General features: G+C 70.3%; 20 protein-coding genes and 1 pseudogene. 7 read left to right on the forward strand and 14 right to left on the reverse strand.

What is annotated here, in order from left to right:
• Window positions 1-15: 15 nt before the first annotated feature.
• Both ACWD1U_RS32205 and ACWD1U_RS32210 read right to left on the reverse strand, forming a co-directional pair.
• Window positions 16-852: an AfsR/SARP family transcriptional regulator gene (locus ACWD1U_RS32205; protein ID WP_451112896.1), complete on the reverse strand. Its 837-nt coding sequence runs from the start codon at window positions 850-852 to the stop codon at window positions 16-18.
• A 223-nt stretch (window positions 853-1,075) separates the two neighbouring features.
• Window positions 1,076-1,705 (reverse strand): ScbR family autoregulator-binding transcription factor, encoded by a 630-nt coding sequence (locus ACWD1U_RS32210; RefSeq protein ID WP_451112959.1) that lies wholly within the window; start codon window positions 1,703-1,705, stop codon window positions 1,076-1,078.
• Window positions 1,706-2,366: 661 nt separating this feature from the next.
• Here ACWD1U_RS32210 and ACWD1U_RS32215 point away from each other — a divergent pair.
• Window positions 2,367-3,284, forward strand: a complete 918-nt coding sequence (locus tag ACWD1U_RS32215) for a ScbA/BarX family gamma-butyrolactone biosynthesis protein (protein WP_451112897.1) — start codon at window positions 2,367-2,369, stop codon at window positions 3,282-3,284.
• A gap of 254 nt (window positions 3,285-3,538) precedes the next feature.
• The gene (locus tag ACWD1U_RS32220; RefSeq protein ID WP_451112898.1) at window positions 3,539-4,180 is read left to right on the forward strand and encodes a ScbR family autoregulator-binding transcription factor; all 642 of its coding nucleotides are present in this window, start codon (window positions 3,539-3,541) and stop codon (window positions 4,178-4,180) included.
• A 239-nt stretch (window positions 4,181-4,419) separates the two neighbouring features.
• On the opposite strand, the gene ACWD1U_RS32225 is transcribed toward ACWD1U_RS32220, so the two are convergent.
• From ACWD1U_RS32225 to ACWD1U_RS32250, 6 genes are all read right to left on the reverse strand, one after another.
• On the reverse strand, window positions 4,420-4,821 hold the full coding sequence (locus tag ACWD1U_RS32225; protein ID WP_451112899.1) for a DUF6009 family protein: 402 nt from the start codon (window positions 4,819-4,821) through the stop codon (window positions 4,420-4,422).
• Window positions 4,818-6,344 (reverse strand): DNA primase family protein, encoded by a 1,527-nt coding sequence (locus tag ACWD1U_RS32230; protein WP_451112900.1) that lies wholly within the window; start codon window positions 6,342-6,344, stop codon window positions 4,818-4,820. Before ACWD1U_RS32230 ends, ACWD1U_RS32225 begins: the two co-directional genes overlap by 4 nt.
• Window positions 6,341-7,453, reverse strand: coding sequence for a bifunctional DNA primase/polymerase (locus tag ACWD1U_RS32235; protein ID WP_451112901.1), 1,113 nt, complete (start codon window positions 7,451-7,453; stop codon window positions 6,341-6,343). The genes ACWD1U_RS32230 and ACWD1U_RS32235 overlap by 4 nt, the downstream gene beginning before the upstream one ends.
• A gap of 812 nt (window positions 7,454-8,265) precedes the next feature.
• Window positions 8,266-8,649, reverse strand: a complete 384-nt coding sequence (locus tag ACWD1U_RS32240; protein WP_451112902.1) for a DUF6009 family protein — start codon at window positions 8,647-8,649, stop codon at window positions 8,266-8,268.
• 187 nt (window positions 8,650-8,836) lie between these two features.
• The gene (locus ACWD1U_RS32245; protein ID WP_451112903.1) at window positions 8,837-10,366 is read right to left on the reverse strand and encodes a DNA primase family protein; all 1,530 of its coding nucleotides are present in this window, start codon (window positions 10,364-10,366) and stop codon (window positions 8,837-8,839) included.
• A complete protein-coding gene (locus ACWD1U_RS32250; RefSeq protein WP_451112904.1) occupies window positions 10,363-11,514 on the reverse strand; it encodes a bifunctional DNA primase/polymerase in 1,152 nt (383 codons plus the stop codon). The genes ACWD1U_RS32245 and ACWD1U_RS32250 overlap by 4 nt, the downstream gene beginning before the upstream one ends.
• 782 nt (window positions 11,515-12,296) lie before the next feature.
• Here ACWD1U_RS32250 and ACWD1U_RS32255 point away from each other — a divergent pair.
• Window positions 12,297-12,554 carry a hypothetical protein gene (locus ACWD1U_RS32255; RefSeq protein WP_451112905.1) on the forward strand — a complete coding sequence of 86 codons (258 nt, stop codon included), beginning with the start codon at window positions 12,297-12,299 and terminating at the stop codon, window positions 12,552-12,554.
• Window positions 12,551-12,916 carry a fic family toxin-antitoxin system, toxin component gene (locus tag ACWD1U_RS32260; RefSeq protein ID WP_451112906.1) on the forward strand — a complete coding sequence of 122 codons (366 nt, stop codon included), beginning with the start codon at window positions 12,551-12,553 and terminating at the stop codon, window positions 12,914-12,916. The genes ACWD1U_RS32255 and ACWD1U_RS32260 overlap by 4 nt, the downstream gene beginning before the upstream one ends.
• A 462-nt stretch (window positions 12,917-13,378) precedes the next feature.
• Here the strand turns inward: ACWD1U_RS32260 and ACWD1U_RS32265 are convergent, their stop codons facing one another.
• From ACWD1U_RS32265 to ACWD1U_RS32275, 3 genes are all read right to left on the reverse strand, one after another.
• On the reverse strand, window positions 13,379-13,849 hold the full coding sequence (locus ACWD1U_RS32265; protein WP_451112907.1) for a hypothetical protein: 471 nt from the start codon (window positions 13,847-13,849) through the stop codon (window positions 13,379-13,381).
• Between the two features lie 492 nt (window positions 13,850-14,341).
• The gene (locus ACWD1U_RS32270; RefSeq protein ID WP_451112908.1) at window positions 14,342-15,103 is read right to left on the reverse strand and encodes a hypothetical protein; all 762 of its coding nucleotides are present in this window, start codon (window positions 15,101-15,103) and stop codon (window positions 14,342-14,344) included.
• A gap of 348 nt (window positions 15,104-15,451) precedes the next feature.
• Window positions 15,452-15,766, reverse strand: coding sequence for a hypothetical protein (locus tag ACWD1U_RS32275; RefSeq protein ID WP_451112961.1), 315 nt, complete (start codon window positions 15,764-15,766; stop codon window positions 15,452-15,454).
• Window positions 15,767-15,903: 137 nt separating this feature from the next.
• On the opposite strand from ACWD1U_RS32275, the gene ACWD1U_RS32280 reads away from it, so the two are divergent.
• The gene (locus tag ACWD1U_RS32280; protein WP_451112909.1) at window positions 15,904-16,131 is read left to right on the forward strand and encodes a hypothetical protein; all 228 of its coding nucleotides are present in this window, start codon (window positions 15,904-15,906) and stop codon (window positions 16,129-16,131) included.
• 40 nt (window positions 16,132-16,171) lie between these two features.
• A complete protein-coding gene (locus tag ACWD1U_RS32285) occupies window positions 16,172-16,867 on the forward strand; it encodes an ester cyclase (protein ID WP_451112910.1) in 696 nt (231 codons plus the stop codon).
• Window positions 16,868-17,030: 163 nt separating this feature from the next.
• On the opposite strand, the gene ACWD1U_RS32290 is transcribed toward ACWD1U_RS32285, so the two are convergent.
• Complete coding sequence (locus ACWD1U_RS32290) at window positions 17,031-18,428, reverse strand: FAD-binding oxidoreductase (RefSeq protein WP_451112911.1); 1,398 nt, start codon at window positions 18,426-18,428, stop codon at window positions 17,031-17,033.
• A 9-nt stretch (window positions 18,429-18,437) separates the two neighbouring features.
• Window positions 18,438-21,542, reverse strand: a complete 3,105-nt coding sequence (locus ACWD1U_RS32295; RefSeq protein ID WP_451112912.1) for an ATP-binding protein — start codon at window positions 21,540-21,542, stop codon at window positions 18,438-18,440.
• Window positions 21,543-21,939: 397 nt separating this feature from the next.
• On the opposite strand from ACWD1U_RS32295, the pseudogene ACWD1U_RS32300 reads away from it, so the two are divergent.
• Window positions 21,940-22,170: pseudogene (locus tag ACWD1U_RS32300) on the forward strand (EamA family transporter); the annotation flags it as partial.
• 288 nt (window positions 22,171-22,458) lie between these two features.
• Here the strand turns inward: ACWD1U_RS32300 and ACWD1U_RS32305 are convergent.
• Window positions 22,459-23,970: an APC family permease gene (locus ACWD1U_RS32305; RefSeq protein ID WP_451112913.1), complete on the reverse strand. Its 1,512-nt coding sequence runs from the start codon at window positions 23,968-23,970 to the stop codon at window positions 22,459-22,461.
• Window positions 23,971-23,990: the final 20 nt, after the last annotated feature.

Consider the following 23,990-nt stretch of genomic DNA (forward strand, 5'->3'; position numbering starts at 1 on the left):
GGCCGGCCGTCCCGCTCAGCCGACCGGGGTGAGGCGGCCGGCCGGGGACGTGGCGGCGGGCGCCGGTGCGCCGGCCGGACCGGACATCAGGATGGAACGCTGGAGCTTGGCCAGTGCAGCCGACGGCTCCAGGCCCAGGTTGCGCACCAGCCTGGCGCGCAGCTGCTGGTAGGCGTTCAGCGCCTCACCCCGGCGCCCGGAGCGGTGCAGGGCCAGCATGTACTGGCCGCACAGGCTCTCGTGGGTGGGGTACCTGCTGACCAGCACGGTCAGTTCGGCGAGCAGCTCGCGGTGCCGGCCGAGCCTGAGGTCGGCCTCGATCCGCTGGTCGAGGGCGCACAGCCGGCTCTCCTCGAGCCGCCTGATCTCGGTCTCCAGATGGATGCCCGCGTGCACGTCGGCGAGTGCGGGCCCGGTCCACAGCTCGAGCGCCTCACACAGCCGGGCGGCCGCCCCGGGGTAGTCCTCCGCGTCCATGGCGCGGTAGCCGAGCCCGGCCAGCCGCTCGAAGTCCCGCAGGTCGCTGCTGCCTTGCCCGCCCTTGAGCAGGTAGCCGCCGGGGACGGTCAGCAGGACGTCCTTGGCACAGCGCTGCCCTTCCTCGCCGCCCTCGCCCTGCCGGAGCGCGCAGGCGATGTGCTCGCGCAGCTGGAGAATGTAGGTCTGCAGGGTGGGCCGCGCGCTGCGGGGCGGCGCGGCGCCCCAGAGCTCCTCGGTCAGCGTGCCGACCGTCACGACCTGATCGGCGTGAAGAGCCAGCAGGGCGAGCACCTGACGCGGTTTTGGGGCGGTCGGCGTGATCGAGACGCCCCTCTCCCGCACAGCTAATGAGCCGAGTATGCCGATGTCCACGCCGTCTCCCCGTCTGCTGCAGGCTCTGTGAAGCGCCGTGCCAGAAGCTCCGAGTAAAAAACAGCACGTGCGGTATGTCAACGCTGTGCGACGCACTCCGGTACCGCTCGAGCGACTCTCCAGCCAGCGCCGGGTTCCAGGCCACACGGCGACCACGAGGAGCGGCCCGCCCGTCCGTCCCGCACCGCCGTCTGCTCGTCTGGCCAGCACGTCTGACCTGCGCCTAGGGAAGCACCTCCCCCATGCCGGGGCTCGCACCGTCCGGGGTCGGTTCGGGCGACACGGCCATGCGCGGCAGGACGAAGTCCCAGAACCGTGCCGCACGCTCGGCCGAGAGCCAGTCCTCGTCCCACCCGGCCAGCGCCTCGAAACCGACCGTGGCGGCCACAATCACCGCCGCCGCGTCCTCGGGCGAGACGTCCTGTGCCAGTTCCCCCGCGTCCCGCGCCCGCACGACGAGTTCGCGAACCGAGGCACGCCACCACCGGAACAGCTCCGCGCCGCCCTTGCGGGAGGGGTCACCGCTCAGCCGGAACCCCGCCCTGACCAAGGGGTCGGAGGCCATCGCGTGCATCAGACCGCTGGTGACGTCCACCACCGACTGCAGCGCGGGGCCGGCCGCGGACCGATGGCGTTCCGCCAGCTTCTGCGCGGAGTCCACGGCAGCGCGCTCCACCTCCCTGGCCAGGGCGTCCTTGCTGGCGAAGTGGAAATGGAGGGCCCCCGAACTCATGCCGGCCCGTTTGCAGATCAAGGGCAGGGAGGCTCTGACGTACCCTTCGTCGGCGAACACCTGGGCCGCCGCGACGATGAGGGCCTGGCGTGTGCGCGCCGCCCGTCCCTGCATGACCATCACGCTTCACCTCCCGGGCCGGCACCGGTCCGCTCCCGTCGCGAGCGCTGCCGTCGCGCACCGCGCATCCCAGAACACCGACCGGGCGCCGAGCCCCTCTCAGAAAACAGCATGATAGGTCGGGTTTCGCGGCCCGGAGGTACCCCCGTTCACGCGATCAAGCCTTCCTGGAGCCGCCTTCAAGCCCGCCCGCGCGCTCCCGCACCCGCGCAGGCGCCGCACGTCGGCCCGCTCCGCCCCGTTTCTCGCCCTTGCCGAAGCAACTCCCCCTCAGCCAGGGCCGGTTGCGCAAGGCTGGAGAACCACTCGAGGGCTCCTCGAAACCACCGCTTCACGGCCCGAGCCACCCGGCCGGGAGATCCTCCACGGCGTTGCGGACCGGCCCCGCGTCACGTGCGCGCGGAGCAGAGCGCCAGGTCAGATCGTTTCGTCGGCCTCCAGAGCGAGCCATCGGCGAAACGGTGGGAGCCGCTCCGGAAAACCCGTAGCCGGAGTGCTTCATACCGCTAGAAACTAAACCGGCTGGTATGTATCTTCTCGGCCTGAGGACCCACACAAAAACTCCGCAAACCGCGGCCCAGGGGGAGCAGGCATGTCTGCGAACACACTTCGCGTCGAACGTGCAACGCGCGGCACACAGCAGGTGGAGACCGACCGCCGGGTGGCAACGAGATCCGCCGCACTGCGTTATCCGTCCCTGACCACCACCGTTCCCAAGGAGTTCGTTCACCGAGCCAGCGTCGCCGAGGTCATGCTCACCGACTGGGAGTACAGGGACGACCACCAGTTCGCCGTGACGGCCCAGTGGCCCCGCAGTCACACCTTCTTCACCGGCGTGAACGGCTGCCACGACCCGCTGATCGCGGCGGAGACGCTGCGCCAGGCGGGCACCCTGCTGGCGCACGCGGAGTACGGGGTTCCGCTGGGCCACCACTTCCTGATGTGGGACCTGTCGCTCACGGCGTGGCCGGAACACCTCCTCGTCGGCGGCGCGCCGGCCTCCCTCGACATCGAGATCGTCTGCAGCGACATCAAGATGCGCCGGGAGAGCCTGGCCGGGTTCCGCTACCAGACGGTGATGCGCCGCGCCGGGCACATCGTCGCGACCGGCGGCGCGTCCTTCACCTGCATGGCCCCCAAGGTCTACCAGCGGCTGCGCGCCGACCGGCTGAACGGCGCCGGGCCCCAGCTCCCCCTCACCGCTCCGATGGCGCCCCAGAGCGTCGGCCGGGTCTCGCCCATGGACGTCGTGCTGTCACCTGTCGGGCAGGAGGGCCGCTGGCAGCTGCGGGTGGACACCCGGCACCCCGTGCTCTTCGAGCACCCGGTGGATCACATACCGGGCATGATGCTGCTCGAGGCCGCCCGGCAGGCCACGGTGGCGACCGTGGGGGAATGCGCCACGCCGCTGTCCGTCACCGCGGAGTTCAGCCGCTATGCCGAGTTGGACACACCCTGCGTGATCGAGGCCCGCCGCCTGCCCCGCACGGAACACGAGGAGTGCGTGCAGGTGACCGGTCACCAGGACGGCGAGCTCGTCTTCCGGTCCACCGTGACCGTGGCGGCACCCACCGTCTGACCCTGCCGCGACACCCTCGTGCCGTGGGCCGGCTGGAAGGCTCCCAGACGCCTTCCAGCCGGCCCACGCGCCTGCCCGGGTCCGGACCGTCGCCGCTCCGGTGCCCCTCGTCCCAGTCGACGGCCATTCCGACCAAGAGGTCTCTACTGCCTGCGTGACGGCATATCGGTGGAGGGAACATGGCTGTAAAATACAGACTGGATGGTTTGCAAACTGGGGGGATCCCCGGGCACTTCGATCGACTGGAGGACACCATGGCTGAGCAGGAGCGGGCCATCCGTACACGCAGGACGATCCTGTTGGCCGCGGCCAAGGTCTTCCAGGAGCACGGATACCAGGCGACGAGGATCTCCCAGATCCTCGCGGAAGCCGCCGTCACCAAGGGGGCGTTGTACTTCCACTTCCCCTCGAAGGAGGAGCTGGCTCGGGAGGTCCTCCTTTCCCAGAACCAGGACTTCTTCGTTCCCGACCGCGCGACCAAGGTCCAGGAAGTCGTGGACATGGTGTTGCTGCACTGCTACCGCCTGCAGACCGATCCCATGGTCCAGGCCGCGGTACGGCTCGCCATGGACCAGTTGGCCGACGGTCTCGACCGCAGCGAGTCGTTCCTGCGCTGGGACAACATGATCCGGGAGCGGCTGGAGAAGGCCCAGGCGCAGGGCGAGTTGCTCCCCCACATCGTTCCGGCCGAGACCGCGGGCATCCTCGTGGGAAGCTACACGGGCGTCCAGTCCATGTCCCAGGCGCTCAGCAACCACCAGGACCTCCACACACGGGTCACCGCACTCCTGCGTCACCTGCTGCCCAGCGTCGCGGTCCCCTCGGTGCTGGCCTCGGTGGACATGAGCGAGAACCACATGCTGAAGCTGCACGCCGAGGCGACCGCCAGGGCCTGAGCGACGAAGCACGAGGCCGGCGGTCATGGTCGGACAGCCCTAGGCCGGCGACCGGTCCCGCCCGGCGAGATGGTCCGCGTACCAGCCTGCGGCCTAGGCGAAACGCACGTCGAAACCCGGTCCCGGATCCTCGTCGACACGGGTCCACAGACGATCGCTCCGGTACCAGGGAGTGTCCTGCGTCTTCCCTCAGCCGACGGCCAGACCCCGCGACCCGCCCGGGCACAGTGCAAGGACCCCTAAAGCGGCAGCGTGTCTCCCAGCTCCCGTGCCGTCGCCGACGGCGGACCGCCCTCGGACCGCTCGGTCTTGCGCCCCTTGCCGCCGGGCGCCAGCGTGCGCGGATCCACGGCCTCGGCGGGCGCGCCGGTGGCGTACAGGCCCTGGGGGTCGGAGTCCCGGTCGTGCGGCAGCAGCCAGAAGACACGGCGTCGGAAGGTGCCCGACGAGCGGGAGGGCTTGGCCTCGGGGCCCAGCAGCGCGTAACCGACCATGCGGCCGTCCCGGTGGTACGGGGGCTTGCCCCGGCGGTTCGGCAGCCGGTCCAGGCTCTGGCGCACGTAGTCGAGACCACTGATGTCCTCGAGCCAGACGAGGTCGACCTCGTACTCGATCTCGTCCTCTTCGATGAGGGCGCTCATGCTGTCTCCTCGTCGGCGACCAGTCCGATGCCCGGGTAGTACTTGCGCTGGTTGGACAGGATCATCTCCTTGGGAGAGGCCAGTCCCACCACTTCTCGGACCCGTGCGGCGAAGGCACGCGACGAGACGGCCGGGGACCCCTCATTCTGGCACCACTCCCTGTAGGCCGCGTAGAGCCTGGCTTGTTCGACCCGGAGGCCGCCCTCCACGCGGCAGGACTCGCCGAGGAAACGCCCCGTGTGGTCCTCGGTCTCCGCATAGGCGTTGGTGGCGATCCGGACGCGTTCGGGCCCGGTCAGGTCCCTCTCGCCGCTCAGGTACCGACGGGCGCCCAGGATCAGCCAGTTGAGGATTCCGGGGCCCTCCTCGGTGACGAGGACGTCCGCCAGGTTGTCGATCTTGCGGTCGTGGGGGACGACGCGCTCGAACGGGATCATCCGCATGCGGCGCCAGAACGCGAAGCCGCCGGTGCCCACCTCGGGCCGGTGATTGCCCAGCAGCCACAGCTTGTGAGTGGGCTCGAAGCTGAAGAAGTCCTGGCGCATCCGGCGGGCCTTGATGCGGTCGCCGCCCGTCAGCAGCTTGACCCGGGCCTCGTCGAAGCGGTCCCCGGGCTTGACCTCGCTGCACACGACGACCCGGCGGCCGTGGAGCTCCGCGAGGTCGGTGGGGTGCCCCTCGTAGGGGCGGGCCATCAGGAACCCGGGCGGCGCGGCGTCGGCGTAGTCACCGAGCAGCTTCATCAGCACGTCCAGCAGCACCGACTTGCCGTTCCTGCCGGAGCCGAAGAGGAACGGCATGACCTGCCCACCCACGTCCCCGGTCACCGAGTACCCGAGCAGCAGGTGAAGGAAGTCGATCATCTCCGCGCCCTCCTGGTCCACACCGAAGGTGTCGGTGAGGAACCGGTGCCAGCGCGGCGTGGGCATCGGTTCGGGGGCGGCCGTGGTGGAGCGCGAGTGGAAGTCCTTGTTGGGGTCCGGGGTCCTGACCAGTCCCGTACGCAGGTCCACGACCCCGTCGGGGGTGCACAGCGCGTACGGATCGGCGTCCAGCAGGGCCGCGTTGAGGACCATGCCGGGTGCCGTCCGGGCCTGTGTGAGCATCGCGTTCAGGCCGCTGGTGCTCAGGGCCCGCCGACGGTGCTGCTGGAGCGCCGCGGAGGTGAACAGCCCGCGCGGATCGGTCGTCGCGAGTGATTCCGCCAGGTCGCCCGCGGCCCACAGCACGGTGTCGTCCTCGTCGACCTGCCAGCGGGTGTTGTCCCACCGGAACCAGCCGAGGCCCGGTACGTGCCGGTAGTCGTTGGCGTAGAGCCTGACGAACAGCTTGGCGTTGCCGCGGTCGCTGAGCGTGTCCGGCAGCAGGCCGGCAGCGGTCGCCTCTCCCCCGGCCACGTCCCCGCCCACGGCTGCCGGCCCGTGGGCGACCTTCCACGCGGCGGGCTCTGCCACGGACTGGGCGAGAATCTGCCGGGCCACGCCCTGCGCGTCGAAGAGACCCTCCTGACGGTCGGACGTCATGTGCGGCCTCCCGGGAGGAGCGGGCGCCGCCGCCCCGCGTCCAGACCACCGCGGATGACGGCGCCGTAGCGCCTCTCCTGCCCGGGCCGGGCCTGCTCGGCCACCTGCCGCAACAGCTCCTCGGCCGCGGCATGTCCGAGACGGCCCGCGGCGACCAGGCCACCGGCCGTGTACGCGGCCCGGTTCAGTTTCTCGGAGAACGCGGCTCCTTCGGGCACGGCGGCACAGGCGGCGACCTCGGCCAGCACTCCGCCGAGGACCCGGTCCGCCGTTTCGCGGCCGCCGCCGGCGGCGAGCACCGCCTGCCGGGCACGCGGCGGCACCGGCCGGGACGCGGATCCGGTCGCCGGCGGCAGGTGCCCGGTGCGTTCCAGCTCGCGGGCGAGCCAGGCGGGCAGCGGCGCGACCTCGCGGACGCTTCCGACGGGCGTGTACGGACCGGCCTCGGTCACGGTCCCCGGGGCGACGATGTATCCGCCGTGCGCCCGTAAGTCGACCTGCCAGGCCAGTGCACGGCCGCCGCCGGATCCCGTGGAGCACTGCCACCGGTGCCCGTGCTGGGCCCGGTACCAGACGTGCAGGCCCCCGGAGGGGGTGCGCACGCGCAGGGTCGTGTCGTCGTCGGCCGGGCTGACGGCGCCCCGCAGAGCGGCCAGGACGCCGATCGTGTGGAACCCGGTGGCGAGTCCGGTCAGGTCGACGCCGTCGGGGATGCCTATGCCGGGCAGCAGCCGCTCCCGGTCGGGCGGCAGCGCCTCATGGGCGTCGATGTCGACGACGACCAGTCCGGCCGGACCGCAGGCCACCCCGACACCGAGGCCCGGGTGGGTGCCCCACCACTGCTCGATCCTGGCGGACTCCAGCGTGGCGGCACGGAATCCGTGACACCAGCGACCCGCGGCGCGGCAGCCGCACTCCCGGTGGCTGTGCCCGGGCACCCGGCAGGCAGCGCAGTTGCCCGCCGGTGTCTTACGGCCCGGGGCCAGGGGATGGACAGGCCATCCCTGGCCCGCGCACCACCGGGCGGTCGCCAGTGACCGAAGAGCCCCCTGCGGACGAACCCCAAAAGGCCTTGAGTCGCTGCTTAAGAACCGCAGCTCAGAAGCCATGCGCATCCCCCAACAGCGACCCAAGCGACTGAACGACTCAAACAGACTAGCGAAACGAACATGGCTCAAGGAGATGTCTCTATGAAAGAACTGAAACCAACGTGCCGATCTGGATACCACGGACCGGAGACCGGCCCAGCGACCGGACGTACTTCGGTCGCTACCGCAGCCCTCGGACAAAGCAGCAGTTCAGGGCCTTGCGAAGACAGGAGCAGCGACTGAAGCGACTCAAGGTCCTCATATATGACGCACACGGGCGCATGTCGTGAGACTCCCACTCCCTCATATACCCGTACCTTGCGTCGCTTCGGTCGCTGATGCCTTCTGCGTGAGCCTGTGACCTGCGTTTTCACCGGAACGCCCGGGAGCGACCGACCTCTTGTCCCGTCGCTGTCCTTCAGTAGCCGCCCGCGGGCCGGGCACTCCACCACGGCCCCGCGCCCCGGCCACCGCAGCGACTGAGCGACCGAAGCGACTCAAGGATCCCTTGAGCGGATGCCGAGCAGACCGCCCGCCGCCCGCACTTGCGACGAACCACTCCCCCGGATCGCGCCCGTCCGGGATCATGGGCCATGCTCCCGGACGCCTGGCACCTCACAGAAGACATCGACGACTCCCCCGACCGGGCCGGGCCCCTCCTCATCAGCGTGTACTGGGCCGGAGCCTTGGCCCATGCCTGCCGGCTGGCGTGATCCCCCCGACAGCGGGGTTGGGCTCTTCACCGCACCGTCGGGCGCCTCAGTCGGTGCGGTCGATCACCACGGCCGCCGCTGGGCGCTCGCCGTGCACGCCACGAGTCGGGCACAGTGAGGTCAGGCGCGCGTTCCAGCTATGGCACCGGGTCCGCTCTGGGAGCGGGGGGTTTTCTCGCCGACCTTCTTCACGTCGATGGTGCGGGGGTCGACGGCTTCTCCGGGGGCGCCTTCTTGGTAGAGGCCTTCGGGTTGGGCGTCGCGGTCGTGCGGGAGGAGGAAGAAGACGCGGCGGCGGTAGAGGCCGCTGTCAGGGTCGGCTTCGGCGTGGTCGTCGAGTTCGGCGTAGCCGACCATGCGGCCGTCGCGGGCGTAGCGGGGTTTGTTACGGCGGCGGGGGGTCTTGTCGAGGGCCTGGCGCACGTAGTCGAGGCTTTCGGGATCTTCCAGCCACACGACGTGTGCTTCGTGGGTGAGATCGCCCTCGGTCAGTAGCGAGCTCATAGCTGGTTGCCCTCCTTGGTGTGCCGGGCCGGACGGCGGTCCGCCTCGTAGTGTGGTGTGCCGCCTGTTGTTGAGCCTGCCCTGGCGGCTTCATGGTAGGCCGGGCCGGTGAGGGCGGGTAGGGGCATCTGGGTGCCCTGGTGGGCGCGGTTGTGGCGCGGTTCGCTGCGGTGGTGCGGGGGTTGGTTCATGAGGGGGTGTCCAGCAGGGCGAGGCCGGGGTAGTACTTGCGGCCGTTCGATTTGATCATGTCGGCGGGTGAGGTGAGGCCGACTTCCTGCCGGACGCGGGTGGCGAAGGCGCGGGCGCCGGCGGGGCGGATGCCTTCGCCGCTGCTGCACCAGGAGGCGTAGGTGGTGTAGAGGAGGCCTTGTTCGACGCGTAGGTCGGGCTGGGCTTCGAGGTCGCGGGTGCAGCATTCGGTGAGGAAGCGGCCGATGTGGTCTTCGGTGTTGGCGTAGGCGGTGGTGGCGATGCGGACGCGGTCGGGGCCTTCGAGGTTGTCGCGGGTGGTGAGGTAGCGGCGGGCACCTTCGATGAGCCACTGCAGGATGCCGGGGCCTTCGTCGCGGACGAGTTCGAAGGCCAGGTTGTCGATCTTGCGGTGGTCGGGGACGGTGCGTTCGAAGGGCAGCAGGCGGATGCGGCGCCAGAACGCGTAGCCGCCGGTGGACACTTCGGGGCGGTGGTTGCCGAGCAGCCACAGGTGGTGGGTGGGGCTGAAGGAGAAGTAGTCCTGCCGCATGCGGCGGGCTTTGATTTTGTCTCCGCCGGTCAGTAGCCGGACGCGCGCTTCGTCGAACTTGTCGTTGGGCTTGAGTTCGCTGCAGACGATGAGGCGGCGGCCGTGGAGTTCGGTGAGTTCGGTGGAGTGCTCGGAGAACGCGCCGCGATCCATGAGGAATCCGGGCGGGGCGGCGTCGGCGTAGTCGCCCAGGATTTGGATCATGGTGTCCAGCAGGACGGACTTGCCGTTCTTGCCATGTCCGTGGAGGAAGGGCAGGACCTGCGCGCCGACGTCGCCCGTGATGGAGTAGCCGAGCAGCAGGTGTAGAAAGTTGATCATTTCCTGCCCTTCGGCGTCGTCGCCGAAGGTGTCGCGCAGGAAGCGGTGCCAGCGCGGGGTGGGGGTCTGCTGGGGGGCGACGCTGGCGGCGCGGGAGTGGAAGTCGCGGGTGGGGTCCGGTTTGCGCAGCAGGCCGGTGTTCAGGTCGACGACGCCGGCGGGCGTGCACAAGGCGTAGGGGTCTCCGTCGAGGGTGTCGGGGTCGACGGAGAGATCCGGGGAGGCCTTGGCCTGAGTGAGGAGCGCCTTCATCCCGGTGGTGGACAGGGTGCGCTTTTTGTGGTGATGGAGCTCGCGGTCGCTGAACACGCCTCGGGGGTCGCTGTCCGGCATGTCCTCGGCCATCTCGCCTGCGGCCCAAAGGGCGGCTTTCTCGCCACCGGTCCGCTTCCAGCGGTAGCCGTCCCAGGAGAACCAGCCCAGGCCCTCGACATGGCGGAACTGGTTCCGGTAGAGCATGACGAACAGTTTGGCGTTGCCGCGGTCGGTGAGCGTGCCGGGCAAGGGGGCCGGCTGCGCCCAGAAGGGAGCGGGCGGGGACGTATTGGCCTGGGCGGGCAGAGCTGCGGGCGGAGGGGCGGCCTGTTCGAGGTCCAGCATCTGCTGAGCGGCGGCGCCGGCGTCGAAGCGCGGGCTCTCGGCGCTGCTCATGAGCGTCCTTCGAGGTGGAGCGGGCGGGCGGACCCGGCGGCGAGGGCGTCGTCGACGATGCGTTCGTTGCGGGCACTCTGCCAGGGGCGCGCGGTCTCGGCAGCCTTGAGCAGCAGGGTCCGCGCCGTGTGCTCGTCGAGATGCCCGGCTGCCGTGAGTCCTCCGGCGGTGTATGCGGCCTTGTTGAGCTTCTCGGTGAAGGCCGCGCCTTCACGCGTGGCCGCGCACTCGGCGACCTCCAGGAGCAAAGGGTCCAGAACACGTCGCCCGCCGGCAGCGGTTCGGGGACGGCGGGCGCGGGGGACCTCCCGCTCGGGGCGGACTGGGGGGCGCTGGATCACGTGGCCGGTCCTCAAGAGTTCTTCGCCGAGCCATCCGGGCAGGGGCGCAGGCAGTCGGGTCGGCCCATCGGGCAGGTAAGTCCCCTGGGTGGTGCGGGTGGTGGGGGCGACGATGTAGCCGCCGTCAGCCCGTACGTCGACCTGCCATGCCAGGGCGACCTTGGAGCTGGATCCGGTCGAGCAGCGGAAGCGCATGGCTGGGTTGGGGTTTCGGTACCAGACATGCAGACCACCGGAGGGAGTACGCACGCGCAGCGTGCTGTCGTCGTCGGCGGGACTGGGTTGCCGGCGCAGTGCCGCCAGGAGCGCGAGGGTGTCGAAGCCGGACGCCAGACCGTCCAGGTCGACAGAGTCGTGGATGGCGATGCCGGGCAGGAGGCGGTTGCGGTCGGGGACCGGCGCGGAGTGCGCGTCGATATCGATGACGATCAGGTCGGCTCCCCCGCAAGCCACACCGACGCCCCAGGACGGCGTGCGGGACCACCAGGCGTCGATGCGCGCGGTGTTGGTCGTCGCGGCGTGGAACCCGTGGCACGGTCGGCCTGCGGGAAGGCAGGGGCAGTCGGCCGGCTGGTGGTGCTGGTCCTTGCAGGCTGCGCAGTTTCCCGCGGGCGTCTTGCGGCCCGGCGCAAGGGGATGGACAGGCCAGCCCTGCTCAGCGCACCACCGGGCAACGGCATGCGGTGTGGCAGGCCTCGCAGGGCCTGCAGGCACTCTCGTCGCGCTGGGGCCGGGCACGCGTCGTCCTTCTTCGAGTTTCTCGTTTCCTTCAGTCCCTGACAGGCCCAGCAGGTGCACCGACCGCATGCTGTGGTGAGGGTCCCAAGGGACTGTAGGGACTGTGTTTCGGAAGAGAGTCTAGGACCCGGGGGCGGCGGCGGGCGGCAGTTCCCCCGCGTGGCGGCCTATCAGCTTTCAGGGTGCCTACGGTCCCTTGAGTCACTCCAGGGCACACCCCATGGGAGCAATGTCCGAGTTGAGAGTGACTGGAGGGGCCCTGATTCGCATGACCGGCAGGCGCATGCTCGGCGGGCGCATGCTCGGCGGGCGGGGGCGTGAGCTAGGCCGGACTTGTCACCGAGCAGGCTTCCGCCCGCTGCAGCGCTTTGGTCCCTCACCTCAGTCCCTGAACGTTTGCGCAGGTCGGAGGCGCAATGGACCACCCGCAAGGGACTGTAGGGACTGGAATCCTCAATTATCGGCCAGCTACAAGCCATACGGGACAGATGCGCCCGCGCGTACCTGTACACCAGGATGGCTCATAATTGCGAAACAGAGTCCCTTGAGTCCCTTAGCTGAGCCTCGCGCCCGCTTGACCTGCACTTTTGTCCAGGGACTGAGGAGCAGGGACCGAAGAGGACACAGTCACTAATCGCCAAGGCCGCTCGGTGGGTCGCTGTTCACGTAGGTGTTGGCCGACAGGCGGCCGGCCGCGCCCCCGCCGGCCATGACCCACCGAGGACCCCAGGCCGGCCTTCCAGCGAGCTCCTGCCTCCGCGCTGCACCCCCGGTGTCGATCTATGGGGTGCGTCGAGGATCACTCCGAATTCACGACCGCTGGTGTGATACCACCCTGCTACCATGCAGGGATGACCTCCACCAAGAAGCAGACCCAGGTCCGCCTTGAAGAGGACGTGCTCGCGGCGGGCAAGGCCGCCGCAGCCGCCCGTCGGCTGGACTTCAACAAGTACGTCGAGCGACTCATCATCGAGGACACCACCGGCGCCCGCGCCGCCGGCATGGCAGCCGCCCAGCGGCTCATCGATGAGCACGGCGCATTCCTCAACGACCTGGAGCAGCAGCTCGACGCCCCGTACGCCGATCCGCAGCCCGGCGCCGCCGCGTGATCCTGCACGTCGACGAATCCTGGATCCTCGAAGTGGCGGAACGGGCCGGGCACCGCGATCCTGCCGCCGACGACTACGGCGTGCCCATCGCTGCCGTCGCCCGCCACCGCGGCGAACTCCTCGACACACCCGTCTACGACGGGGCATACGCCCGCGCCGCCGCCCTCGTACACAGCCTGGGCCGCTGCCGCTGGCTGGAACGCTCCAACCTCACCGTCGCATGCGCCGTCGCCGTCATGTATCTCGAGGCCAGCAACATTCCGGTCAGCCCCACCCGCGAACAACTCACCGCACTCGCCCACGAGCTGAACAGCCCGCGCTGCACTGCCACCCGGATCGCCTCCTACCTACGCACCTGGTGATTCCAGACCGGGCGGTGATCCCTGCCCGCGACCGCGTCACGCGCTTTGCCGAAAGCATCGCTGCGCGTTCGAAGCAGGCCCTCGCAGGCCGCGAGAAAGGCGGACGCCCCCGTCCGCGAGGCATGAGCAGGTCAGAGACGGCGGGCCAGTAGGACGCCGAATCGAGGGCGGCAGGGACTTGAAGCTTCGGCGGGACAGCGCTTCTACCGTTCCCCGCCGTGACGGTTTTCTGTCGGCCGACTCGTTCGCCGCCGTGGAGGAGGCTGCCCCGCACCGGGAACAGCTCCGCGGATCGCTCACCCACCCCACACGACAACGTCGGCCTTCAAAGCCTCAACCAGGTGTTGAAGGCCGACATCACGCCGCAGCAGGCCCGAATCGATCAACAGCGTCCCAGCGGTGAGGGGTACGGACCCTCGGGAAACCGGCAGGCGGGCCAGGAGGCGAGGGCGCCTGGGGTTCTCAGCAGTTGCGGATTGAGTACACCGGGTTCCAGTTGATAGACGTCTGGCCGGTCGGTGCCGTGTCCGTCCTCAGCGTGCTGCCGTTCTGGTCGTAGAAGCGGGCGACCGTTCCGGACGTCTGGTTGTTCCAGAAGTAGCCGTCGCCGTTCCAGTAGTACACGTAATAGCGGTTGCAGTTGTACATCCGGAACAGTTCCCACTTGCCGACCGTGGGATCCCAGACGAGGTCGCACAGGTTGCCGACGGCGCAGGTGTAGGTCTGCCCCGGGGAGACGTGCCCGGCGGAGGCGTTGGGCGAGGTGGAGGGCGAGGTGGCGGCGGCCGCGTTGGCCACGTATGCCTCGGCGGGGGCGGCGGGGGCGGTGCGGACGGGCGCCTGCGGGCCGGGGGCGGCCTGGGCTGCGGGTGCGGTAAAGGCGAAGGCGCCGCATGCGGCGAGGGTGGCGGCGAGTCTGCGAAAACCAGTCATGCATATCTCCCTGATGGATGTGCACATGTCGGATCGCCGTCCCACAGCATTGCGGCCGTACCGCACGGCGCACAGACTTTTTCCAGCCGCAGCACGGCCCGGGCCCCGCGCGCGTCTGGCACCCCCCGGCCGGGCTCGGCCCGCGACCGCGCCCTCACCCGGCGCCGCCGCGCGGCCCTGGCCGCGGTCGCGGGCGCGGGCGCCCTGCTTCGACTTACTGAGCCATTCCCCCTGGTGGTGCAGGTCAGTGGCATGGTGAAGGTCGGCAGCCGGGCCAGGCGAGGCTTGCGGTACGACAGACAATCGCCCCAGAGCAACTGTCGCGGATGCGGCCGGACGCCTCGCCTGGGCGTCGGCCTCGGCGACCACTGGACGTCGCCCCGCACGGGGAACCGGCCGGTACCGCACCTGGCGGGCAGCGGAGAAAACCGGAAAGGCCCGCCCGGCGTCGCGTCCTCACGTGGCGGGTGGCATGGCCCCTGGGGTGGCCGGTCAGACGAGGGTGCTCTCCTCCACGTTCTCCATGCGGGCGTAGAGCACGACTTCGTTGATCTGGAGGTTGTTGATCAGACGCAAGCAGGCGGTGATGCCGTTGCCCACCAACTCCTCGGCGACCTCGCCGTATTCGACTTGCAGGATCGTGTTGGGGGCCCGCTCGTCGTTCGCCGCGCCCCCGGGGTCGCGCCACGTGCCCGCGGCGCCGATCTCCGTAGCGGCGCGCAACACGAAGGCGATGGCGTGTGCCTTGTGCCGCGGCAGGGTCAGGGTCAGCAGTTCTCGCTCCACCCGGTCCAGGCGCACACCCGCCTCCTCGTCACCGAACAGCAGCGCATGGAGAAGGTCCTTCGCCTCGGTGAGCAGTCGTTCGCCCTCGGTGGAGCGATGTTCGGGGCCGAGCAGAGCACCTCCCTTCGCCGGCGGGGCGAGCAGCAGCCCGCGCTCGATCAGGGTGTCACGGTCGACAGCCCGGTAGTCGTCGAGGAACCGGCGCAGCCGGGCCAGATCGAGCGCCAGAGCGCGAACGCGCTCCGCCCTCCGCTCCCGCTCCTCACCATGCTCCTCAGCCGGTGCGACGTCGGGGCGGCCACCTCGCTGGACAGGCAGGCCAGGTGCCAGGGCGAGATCCAGCAGTTGTTCCACGAGCCATTCACGCGGCCGGTCGGCAAGAGCCTCGCGCAGCCGCCGACGCAACTCACCCGTCATGTCCTGGCGGACCTCACGAACCAGTGCACCGATCTCCGTCATGTCGTCCATGGGCAGGCAACCTAGACACCACCGTGGCCGGCTGGCCTGGTTTCGGGCTGCCGGTCAGGCCAAGGAGTGAAAAGCCATGGGTACGGCTCCCACGCACGCCCCGGGCTCGGATACAACCTGACCGCAGTGGGTGCAGTGGTTCTGGCCCTGAACAGACTCTGACAGCTCCGTACGCGTCATCAGACTGTCGTGAGTCGGCGGCCGCAGACGGCGCCGGCGAAGGCGTACCGGGCGTGGCGGCGCATCGCGCGCAGCGACAACCCGGAGGCCTACGTCCGGCGGATGCTGGTCACCTGCGTGCGCGGTGGCCAAGCGTGTCCGTGTGCGCAGACTGACCGATCAGGAGGGCTACCGCAGGTCCACCGACCGTCGACGTGCGCCTCGGACGAGAATGACCGCGCTCGCCATGCCCAGGACGACGAACCCGAGTGCCCCCGCCACGCCGGCTTCGAACGGCGGGCCGGAGATCGGCACGACCAGGGTCTCGTCGGAAGCCGTTGTCACCTCACAACCCCGCCCGGTGATCGTGGCGCCGTCGTAGTCCGGATGCAGCCGTCCCTCCAGGCACTGTTTTGCCTTGAGGCCGGCCGCCGCCGCCCAGACGGACAGACCGCCGCAGAGAAGCATCCCGACGAGCAGGACTCTGCCGATCGGCAGTCTCATGGCAAGAAGCTTTCCCATCCGGGGCACGACCGCAGCATACGGTCGCGGAGCCGCTTGGCCCCGGGTGAGGTCGGCGAAGCTGCTTCCTGCTCTCCACGGTGAAGCGCGCCGCGCGACATGAAGTGAACAGCAACCCGGTGAACCCAGCCGATCACAGCACCAGCCTCCCCGTGGTCCTGGTGATCGACATGAACCGCCCCGTCTTCGCGCGGCTGTTCCCCCACATGAGCGGAGCCGTGGACCGAGGAGGCGTGGCCGAACACCGCCGCGCCCTCCTCGCCGGACTCACCGGCGAGGTCCCGGTGACCGTGCACAACCCTGCCTGCCCGCATCTCGCCTGGCCGCTGACGCTCACCCGGACCTAGCCTGGAGATGTCCCGATTTCTCCGATCGTCGGGAGACGTCATGACGTTCATGCAGGTCATCGACTGCAAGACGAGCAGGGCCGATGAGTTGAACAGGTTGATGGACACATGGGTCGAAGCGACTCAGGGCAAGCGGACAGCCACCCACTCGATCGTGGGGCGGGATCGCGCCGACTCCACTCACGTGGTGGAGATCGTGGAGTTCCCCTCGTACGAGGAGGCGATGAAGAACTCGAACCTGCCGGAGACCGACCGGATCTTCCGGGAGATGGTGGCCCTGTGCGACGGGGAGCCGGCCTTCACCGACCTCGACGTCATGAGGGACGAGCAGCTGAACAAGATCATGGTCCGTAGCTTCTTCGAGGACGTGGTCAACGCGAGGAACGTCGATGCGGCGGACGCACTGTGCACCGACGACTACCGGGAGCATGACCCGTCCCTGTCGTCGTACGACCTGGGGCTCGCGCAGGCCAAGGCCGAGAACCGGGAGATCATCGCGGCGTTCGAACCGGTGGCCACCATCGAGAGCCTGGTGGCCGAGGGTGACATGGTCTGCGCACGGGTGTCCTTCAAGGGGCGTCACGTGGGCACGTACCAGGGCATGGAGGCCACCGGCCGCGAGTTCTCGGCAACCGGTCACGCGACCTTCCGGTGCGAGGGCGGCAAGATCGCGGAGAGCTGGTGGAACTCGGACGACCTCGGCCTGATGCGGCAGCTCGGTGCGGTCAACGCCTGACCGGCGGTCTTCCTCCGGAGTCACCGAAGGGAAACAGGCATCGTCGCGGCCCGGAGTCCTCGCCCGTGGCCACGACCGGCCGCAAGCCGGGCGCACCCCGTAGTGGCCGGCCCCGGGAGCCCCTGCGGTCACCGGGCGACGACTTCGTCTGCCAGTCGATCACTCAGCCGACGGCGGCGTGGCTGGGGCGGATGTTCTGGTTGAGGCGGAACAGGTTGGCCGGGTCGTAGGTGCTCTTGAGTGCCACGAGGCGGGCGTATTTGTCCTCGCCGTAGGCGTCACGGACGCGGTCGGCCTCCGGTGTGAAGTTGAGGTAGGAGGCTCCGGTGCTGAAGGGGCGCATGGCGGCCGCGAAGGCACGGCCCGCCGTGGTCATCGGGCTGTCGTCGTGGGAATCCGCCCACACGCAGATCGGGTGGAAGAGGTAGCGGGCATCGCGGTGGGAGAACGCGGTCGCCTCGTCGGGCACCGCCGCGACCCCCTGCCCGATGCGGAAGATGATCATCTCGCTGAGGGGTGCGCCGAGCAGGGTCAGGTCGACGCCATGCGCGAGGAACGTGTCGATCGCATCGTCGCCGAGCTCGCGCATGTACTCGCCGCGCCAGTAGCTGCGGAAACCTGGCGGCGCGAGCGGGTCCAGGGCCGACTGGAAGGCCGTGTACGGCATGGGCCGGATGTGATCCATGACGGGACGGAGATCCTTCAGCGGCTGCACCACGTCGGCGCCCCGGTCGGCGTCACCGACGTACATCGCCGCCATGCCCAGGACGGGCTTGCCCCACAGATCCTCGGGAACGAACGGCTCGGGCGGTGCGATGATCAGGACGCACGCGGACGAGAGCTCGTCCGGGGCGGCGTCGACGCGGTCCCGCCAGCCGCGAAGTACCTCGGGGGCACGCTCGACCGGGAACATCGCCAGCCCCGCGAGGACGGTCGGGCCGAGCGGGTGCAGCCGGAATTCGAACTCGGTGACGATGCCGAAGTTTCCGCCGCCGCCACGGATGCCCCAGAACAGGTCGGCGTGCTCGTCCTCGCCGGCGCGCACCACCCTGCCGTCGGCGAGCACGACCTCGGCCGAGACGAGGTTGTCGCAGGCCAGCCCGTACTTGCAGGACGTCCAGCCGTATCCGCCGCCGGTGGTGAAACCGCCGATCCCGGTGGTGGTGACGCGCCCGCCGGGCGTATGGAGGCCGTGTGCCTGGGTGGCGGCGTCGAGCTCGCCCCACAGGACGCCTCCGCCGGCCCGGGCGGTTCGCCCTTCTGTGTCGACCGTGATCGTCTTCAGACCGCTGAGGTCGATCAGCATCCCGCCGTCGCAGGTACTCAGCCCGGCGACGCTGTGGCCGCCGCAGCGGACCGCCACGACGAGCCCGTGATCCCGGGCGAAGTCGACGGCCGCCGCGACGTCCGCGGTGTTCGCGGGGCGGGCGATGACCGCCGGGCGCCGGTCGATCATGGCGTTGAAGACCTGGCGGGCCTCCTCGTAGCCCGGCTCGGCGGGCCGCAGCACCTGTCCGGAGAACCCCTGGCGCAGTGCGGTCGCCGGATCGGTGGTGGTCATGACTCCTCCTCACTCCTTCTCCGGTTGACCCAGGGCACGATCGTGGCCCGGAAAGCGTTCCGCGAGCGTTTCTCGGACCCGCTGCTCGAAGGCGCGTGCCCGCTGGCGCCGCGCTGCCGCCAGTGCCCGTTCGAGTTCCGCCAGTACCTCGTTGCCGGGAACGCCGAGCGCCGCCAGGAGCGTCGCGCGCAGGCGTCTGATCTCGGCCTCCCACAGCTGCGCACCGCGGCCCATGCCGAGGGCCTCGTCGGCGAGCGCGAGGCCGGCCGCTTGCTCGCCCGCCACCGCGTAGTCCGCGAGCAGCAGGCGCGTTGCCACGCCCGGCACGCCCGGTGCGGGCGCCCGGCCGCGCCCCACGACGTGCTCGCGTACGGCCCGCACCCGCGCCAGTCCGGCGGCCGTTCGCCCGTCGAGGACATCGAGGTGGCCGGCGAACATCTCCGCGACCAGCCGGATCTGCGCGGGAGCGTCGTCCACCGGCCCGGCGTGGAGTGTCCGCACGCACTGCCGTATCCGTTCGGTGTCGCCGCGGTCCATGGCGAGGATGGCGGACCACACCCAGACGGTCGCCCGGCTGTAAGGGTGGGCGGACTGGCCGGCGGCGTCGAGGGCGCTCCGGACGAGGTCCAGCTGGTGGTCCGCGTCGTCGGGGTGGCCCAGGAGCCAGAGCGTGTGGGCCAGGCGCAGCCGGACGACAAGTTCCGGATCCTGCCCGTAGCGCAGGACGTGGGCGTGGCGCAGGGCGGGCCGGAAATGACGCATTGCGGCTTCGAAATGGGTGCGGGCCGCGGTCAGGTGTCCGGGCCAGTAAGCGGCGATTCCCAGGATGTAGTGGCTCTCTACGGACAGGACCGGGTCGTCGTCCCGCTCGGAGCGGGCCTGCAGCTGTGAGCCGGAGGCGTGCGCCGACTCCCATTCGCCGCGGGTGAGGGCGGCCAGTGCGAGGGACCACACGAGCGGCGGCTCGGGATCGGTGCCGAGCTGCCGAGCCAGGCGCAGGGCGCGGGTGTGAACCGTCGCCATCCGCTGGGACCCGTAGCCCTGGCAGGCTACGAGTGGCGCGGGCAGCGCCGTGAGCAGGCGCAGTTGGAGCCGGGCGGTGTCCGGCCCGGCCGGCAGTCGGTCGGACAGCGTCAGGGCGCGTTCGAGCGACCGGACGGCGTCGGCATGGGCATGCAGCCACTGGGCGGTCTCCGCCGCCCGTGCGTACCAGCGGATCGCCTCGACCGTCGCGCCGGCGTTGTCGTAATGCAGTGCGAGAGCCGCCGGAGCGGCGTCCCCGCTCTGTTCGAGGGCGCGGGCGATCGCGAGGTGCGCCTGGCGTCGGCGGGGTGGGCTGAGCGAGGCGTAGGCGGCGTCGCGGATCCTGCCGTGGCTGAAGTCGTAGGCGTTGGGTCCATGCGCGCGGATGATCCCGCGATGCCAGAGCTCATCCAGGGCGCCCACGAACGTCTCCTCGGCGAACCCGCTCGCCGGCGCCAGGGCGTCGGCGGTGAAGGCGCGGCCGATCGCCGCGGCGACGCCCGCGAGGACAGCGGCAGGCCGCGACAACCGTGCCAGGCGGCCCGCGATCACCGCCTGCACCTTCGACGCGGTCTGCGGCGCGTCGGTCTTGAGCGTCTCGACGACGCACAGCGGGTTGCCCTCGCTGTCGTCGTAGAGCCGCTGAATTCGGCTTTCGTCGAGCCGCGCTCCGGTGATGCGTTCCGCGAGCAGCGCGGTCTGCGCCCGGTCGAGCCGGTCCAGTTCGACTCTGGTGAAACGTCCCAGCGCCTGCAGGGCGGTCATCAGACCGACGAGCGGGTGGTCGTCGTCGAACTCCTCACCCCGGGCGGTGGCCACGACGAGCAGCCGCGCGGACGGCGCCGCACGCATGAGGTAGTGGATGACACGCAGCGACTGCGCATCCGCCCACTGGGCGTCGTCGAGGACCAGCATCAGGGGCGCGCCCGCGGCCAGCAGCGCGTGGCCGACCGCGTCGAACAGCCGCCGCCGCAGCTCCGCCTCGGGCAGCGGCACCGGCGGCGGCAGACGGGCGGCGAGCTCAGGCAGCAGCCGCGCGAGTTCGGCGAGGTGCGACCGGTCCAGCCGGGACAGGCGCGTGGCGACCGGCGGGGAGCGCAGCCACGCGGTGGCCACCCCGTACGCCACCGGCCCCTCCGCGGGATAGGCGCGTGCCGCCACCGTCACCATGCCCGCTCGCGCACACATCTCGTCGACCAGCCGCGTCTTGCCGACGCCCGCCTCTCCGCTGACGAGCACCAACTGGGCGCGCCCGGACACCGCGGCACTCCACACGGCGGCCAATCGGGCCATCTCGGCGTCGCGCCCGACAAACGGTGACGTGCCGGACGCCTTCCCGCGGGCAGCGGACGGTGTCCCAGGGGCGGTGGCGTCGCCGACCGGCGTGGTGGTTACGAGCGCCTCGTAGAGGACGCGGGTCTCGGGCGACGGCTCGATCCCGAGCTCGCGTTCCAGCGCCGTCGCGCAGGCATGGTAGGCGCGTACGGCCCGGGCACGATCCCCCGACGCCCGGCACAGCCGCATCAGCAGCCGGTGACTCTCCTCGCGCAGCGGATCGTGCGCCACCAGCCGCTCGGCACAGCGGATTGCCTCCGGCCAGCGCCTGTCGCGCCCATACGTACGGGCAAGCTCCTCGAGTGCGTCCAGGTACAGAGCCGCGAGCCGCTCCCTTTCGCCTACCAGCCACTCGTCGTAGTGGCCCTCCAGCACGTCACCGGCGTACGTCTCGACCGCCTCCTCGAGCCTCCCCGCGGCCAGCGCCTGCTCGAAGTGCTCCACGTCCAGCCACAGGGGCGCGCCCGGCCGCCACTGCAGGCTGCGTGGCCCGATGTCGATCAACCGGTCGGTCTCGGGCAGCATGTGGCGCAGGGTGTGAAGCACCTTGCGCAGGTTCGTGTGCGCCTGGCGCTCGGTCGAACCGGGCCACAACAGGAAAGCGAGGCGCTGACGGGGCTGCGGTGCGTCGCGGTGCAGCAGCAAGTAGGCAAGCAGCGACTCGGCGCGAGCGGAGTCCAGTGGCCCCAGCCGCTGTTCTCCGCGGCGCAGGTCCATGCTGCCCAGCAGGCGCACGTGCAGGCGTTCACCGTCCATCAGCCGGCTCCTGAGCACAGGTCCCGGCACCCAGGCACCGTGGGTTGGCGCGCGGCCACGCCGGCACCACGGTCATCGGCACGGGGTCCACAGCTCCAGGCTGCGGCTTCCGGCCGGCTCCCGCGAGCGGTCGAAAACTCTGCGACTCCATGAAAGGTGATTCCCTGGCCCTCCGGGTGGACTGTGCCCCGAGGTCTCCGACAGGCTGACTCGGCCCGCGCCCCTGTCCCCCGCCGCCACCGTTACCCGCTCGCCGCATCCCGGTCCGCGATCTACGGCACCACCACACCCACAAGCGCCGACTGCACGCTGGGCACCCTCGCCGCCGGCACGAGACCACGGTGACCGTGACTGTCGAGTCCGTGACCACTGGCGCGCTCTCCGACACCGACACCGCTGGGGTTGTTACAACCTGCTCAACCGCACCGCGGGCGAGCGCCTGCCCGGACTGCAGGGATCGGCCGCCGCCGCGGCCGTCTCCGGCCTGCTCTACCTGCCCCTCGGCGCCGCTGCCCTGTGGCTCCACCCACCCACCGCCGGCGCCCTGCTGTGCGCGCCGGCCGCCGGCGTGCTGTCCTCCGCAGTGCCGGATCCCCCACCACACCTCTCGGTCAGGCAACGGCCCGCGAGCATACCGAGGAGCGCCACTGACACTGCGGCAGCAGCGGCTCCAGTCCCAAACTCACCCGACACGATCCACGGCGACGTCGCCGCAGCGGGCCGAAAACCCACCTCCACCTCGGACGAATGCTCACCCGCAGAGAGGGTCCCTCGGTGTTCAGCGCGTAGAGGCCGGGCGAGGCGCTGCTCCCGCGCGAGCGGGGACGGTCCCACGGCCGCGCTGAAAGCTCCCCCGCCATCCGCTGCGCCGTGCCCTCGGAGACAGCCCCCGTGGCGACCCTGGCAGTACGAACGGCTACCGCTCCTTGGTCTCCTCCAGGACCGTCCGCCCCAGCAGCGCGTACCGGGACGGGTCCCGTCGCTTGAGGTACCGGGCGTATCCGACGCCCGTCGCCGCGACCAGGGCCACGAGCCAGGGCGTCGCCTTCAGCACCAGCGAACCGGACTCCGCGCCGGCCGCCGCCCCCATGTGGGACACCAGCAGCACCACCACCGCGAGCATCGCGACACCGCCGATCAGCGGGGCGGCGAAGGTCCTGAACCAGTGCCGGCTTTCGGGGTGGTGGGATCGGAAGTACGCCAGCACCGCGAAGGAGCACACGGCCTGCACGACGAGGATCGCCATGGTGCCGAGGATGGCGAGCAGGACGTACGTGCCCGTGTACGGGTCCTTGCCCGCGATCCAGAACGCGGCGATCAGCACCCCGCTCACCACCGTCTGGACCAGGCCGGCGATGTGCGGCGAGCCGTGCCGGTCGTGAGTGCGGCCGAGGGTGTGCTTCAGGGACGGCAGGACGCCCTCGCGGCCGAGCGCATACATGTAGCGGGCCGCGCAGTTGTGGAAGGCCATGCCGCAGGCCAGGGAACCGGTGATCATCAGCCACTGCATGACGACGACCGCCCAGTGACCGACGTACTGCTCGGTGGGGTTGAAGAACATGGAGAGGGGGTTCGCGGAAGAGGCGGCGGCCACCGCCTCCTTCTCGCCGTTGCCGGTGATGGCCATCCAGGAGACGAAGACGTAGAAGATGCCGACTCCGAGCACCGAGACCATCGTCGCCTTGGGGATGATCTTCTTGGGGTCGCGGGACTCCTCGCCGTACATCGCGGTCGACTCGAAACCGACCCAGGACCAGAAGGCGAAGAAGAGACCGAGGCCCGCGGAGGTGCCCTGGAAGGCGTTGACCGGGTTCACGGGGCCGAAGGTGAAACCGTCCGGGCCGCCGCCGTGCAGCGCGACCGAGATCGCCATCGCCCCGAGGATCGTCACCTCGGTCGCCAGCAGGACGACGAGCACCTTCTCCGCGACCGAAACGCCGAACCACGTCCCCGTCGCGTTGATCGCGAGCATGAGGATCGCGAACGTCCACCACGGGAGGTGCAGTCCCGTCTGGTCCTTGAGGGTGGTGGTGGCGAAGGTCGAGAAGATGCCGATCAGCGCCGGCTCGAACACGACGTACGCGAAGGTCGCGAGCAGCCCGGAGGCCAGGCCGACGGTGCGGCCGAGGCCGTAGGAGATGAAGCCGTAGAAGGCGCCGGTGGACGTGATGTGCTTCGCCATCGAAGTGAAGCCGACGGAAAAGATTGCCAGTACGACCATTGCGACGAGGTAGCTCGCCGGGGCGCCGATGCCGTTGCCGGACGACACCATGAAGGGCACGTTGCCCGTCATCGCGGTGATCGGCGCGGCGGTCGCCACGGCCATGAAGACCACGCCGAACAGGCCCACGGCGTTGGGCTTGAGCCGGTGGACCGTGTCGTCGCCGCTCGTCTTCGCCGCTGGGGCGACTCCCTCGTCCACTGCCATCAGGTTGGCCCCTTTCCTGC

The organism is Streptomyces sp. NPDC002788 (genome assembly GCF_053592115.1).